The sequence below is a fragment of the Nostoc sp. genome (assembly GCF_036919595.1).
GTDB lineage: Bacteria > Cyanobacteriota > Cyanobacteriia > Cyanobacteriales > Nostocaceae > Nostoc.
The window spans coordinates 1-2,553 of sequence record NZ_JBALCO010000123.1; the positions used below are offsets into that span (position 1 = coordinate 1).

Consider the following 2,553-nt stretch of genomic DNA (forward strand, 5'->3'; position numbering starts at 1 on the left):
ATTCATTGGGAGACCTCAAGCTTTGGTTTCGTTACCTTTATCTTGTGGTTTCCCTTTCTTTTTTGCTACCCCTTCTCACTCACATAAGGCGTATTTTCTAATTTTATTGCTTTCCCAAATCGAGGAAAATGAATAGAACAATCAAATACTTTGTCATTTTCTGGGGGATGCTCCCAATTATCGGTCATCCAAACCACCTGCACAATACGATAAATATTAAATTCATCTTTAGCATTTGTGTCGCGATAAAGCTGATCGTTGAGCATTTTAACAATATGCGTTATTTTTCCATGTTGTCTTAAAATTATCAATTCCGTTTCTAATGGGTATCTGGCATTATTTTCGTCTCTACCTTTTAACTTTCTCCAATGTAAAGCCAAAATCTTTAAATCTGGATATATAGTATCTATGTTTTCATAAGCCCAAATTTCACCATCTATAGGTGTTACATTTTTAGTCCAAATTAATCCATTTAAATCCATAAATATTTCTCATTCTTGTTTTAATAGAGAACCTATAGTTTTCCCTGAAATATCGCTAAAGTAACAAAATTTGCTACGATAGTTACATCTTGGCTTTTACAATCTAAACCTGAAATTTAAATGGTAAGTAATGGTAACACTTCAATTACGACAATTAAGTGTTCCGCCGGGACATAGAGTAATACTCCACGATGTTAGCTGGCAAGAATTTGAGGCAATTTTAGAAGAACTTGGCGATCATCGAGCCACTCGATTGGCTTACAGCCAGGGAACTTTGGAGATGAGAATGCCATTACCAAAGCATGAGAAAGCCAAAGTCATCATTGGGGATTTGGTGAAAATTCTGTTGGAAGAGTTAGAGATTGACTGTGAAACATTTGGCTCAACCACTTTCAAACGTGAAGATATGGCTTTTGGTGTAGAGCCTGATGATTCTTTCTACATTCAAAATCATGCTCAAATGATTGGTAAAGAGCGAATAGACTTGAGGGTTGATCCGCCACCTGACTTAGCAATTGAAGTTGATGTTACTTCCAAAACTCAGCTGGATGCTTACGAAGCGTTAGGAGTTCCTGAACTGTGGCGATATGAAGATAGGAAGCTACAAATTAATATTCTTCAGAATGGCAAATACATTGAGTCTGAAATTAGTTCTACTTTTTCCAACTTGCCCATTGTTGAAGCAATTCCCCAGTTTGTGGAACAGAGCCGAACTTTAGGTAGAAGTCCAACGCTGAGAGCATTTCGTCAATGGGTAAGAAAACAAATTAACCCAACTTAACGTAACCCTTGCTCTTTTAACAACTCATATTCCAAGCTGTATCAACTTCTGCATCAAAAACTCATAAAATTATTTTTTCGCTATCACATTAGTCAGAGGACTGTTGTCAACTCACGTGCAATTCATCTCATCGCTTCCCTTCTCTACGAGACGCTCCGCGAACGGGTAAGCGAGAGGCTTCTTGCTATTTCAGCTAAATTAAAAGTTATGGATTTAGGATTAGCCTTTTCAAAGTGACTCGTAAAATCTCTCATTTTTTTCTCAGCACTCTCTCTGCCTGGAGCGGTTTAAAAGTAATTTATTTAACCGCTCCAGGCACAGACAGCACAGAGAGAAGAGGTAAAAGAGGAATTTTCAGAAATAATAATTGTCATAAATTAATACTTCATAATATGCTTGGGTATAAGTAGCTGTCAGGAAATTTTATTATATATGAATTACGATGCTTTCATTGTTCCACCAGGTTCAAAGATTTCTCTGAAAAAAAACTATGACCCAGCTTATAAGACTGATTTTAATCAAAAAGCTGATGCTGCAATCAAATTACAGGCAGATATTGAACGACTAGCAAATTACCAAAATATTCTCTACGCTCAAAACACTTATGCCTTATTGATTATTTTTCAAGCAATGGATGCTGCTGGTAAAGATAGCACAATTAAACATGTGACATCTGGTGTTAACCCGCAAGGATTTCAAGTGTTTAGTTTCAAGAGTCCCAGTGCGGAAGAATTAGACCATGACTACCTGTGGCGAACAACTAAGGCTTTGCCAGAAAGAGGTCGAATTGGAATATTTAATCGCTCATATTATGAAGAGGTGCTAGTAGCTCGTGTCCATCCAGAAATATTGAAAAAGCAACAACTTCCTTACTTCCCTGAGGGAAATAAGATATGGAAACAACGCTTTGAAGAAATTAATGGGTTGGAAAAATATTTGGTAGACAATGGTGTGATCATCCTGAAGTTCTTTCTCAATGTTTCGAAATCAGAGCAGAAAAAACGCTTTTTACAACGGATTGATACTCCTGAAAAAAATTGGAAGTTTTCAGATAGCGATGTCCAAGAACGAGTTTTTTGGGACGATTATATGAATGCTTACGAAGAAGTTTTCAATCACACTAGTACGAAATCGGCTCCGTGGTATATTATTCCTGCCGATCGCAAATGGTTTACCCGGCTGGTAGTCGCTAATATTATAGCAACCGCCAAGATGGTTAGGACACACAATATAATCTATGATAAAAGTACGATTGGATACTGACTAGATATTCAGTACAAGAACAGATTA

General features: G+C 36.9%; 3 protein-coding genes. 2 read left to right on the forward strand and 1 reads right to left on the reverse strand.

The features are described 5' to 3' along the window. Positions 1-65: 65 nt before the first annotated feature. Positions 66-482, reverse strand: coding sequence for a hypothetical protein (locus V7K21_RS18620; RefSeq protein ID WP_335176702.1), 417 nt, complete (start codon positions 480-482; stop codon positions 66-68). Positions 483-612: 130 nt separating this feature from the next. On the opposite strand from V7K21_RS18620, the gene V7K21_RS18625 reads away from it, so the two are divergent. Together V7K21_RS18625 and V7K21_RS18630 are read left to right on the forward strand one after the other, a co-directional pair. Beyond that, on the forward strand, positions 613-1,263 hold the full coding sequence (locus V7K21_RS18625) for a Uma2 family endonuclease (RefSeq protein ID WP_335176704.1): 651 nt from the start codon (positions 613-615) through the stop codon (positions 1,261-1,263). A gap of 432 nt (positions 1,264-1,695) precedes the next feature. Continuing rightward, a complete protein-coding gene (locus V7K21_RS18630; protein ID WP_335176706.1) occupies positions 1,696-2,526 on the forward strand; it encodes a polyphosphate kinase 2 family protein in 831 nt (276 codons plus the stop codon). Positions 2,527-2,553 lie beyond the last annotated feature (27 nt).

What these genes read in the sequence shown, in the direction of transcription:
- V7K21_RS18620 (WP_335176702.1), bottom strand. Translation starts at nt 482, where the DNA reads ATGGATTTAAATGGATTAATTTGGACTAAAAATGTAACACCTATAGAT.
- V7K21_RS18625 (WP_335176704.1), top strand. Translation starts at nt 613, where the DNA reads ATGGTAACACTTCAATTACGACAATTAAGTGTTCCGCCGGGACATAGA.
- V7K21_RS18630 (WP_335176706.1), top strand. Translation starts at nt 1,696, where the DNA reads ATGAATTACGATGCTTTCATTGTTCCACCAGGTTCAAAGATTTCTCTG.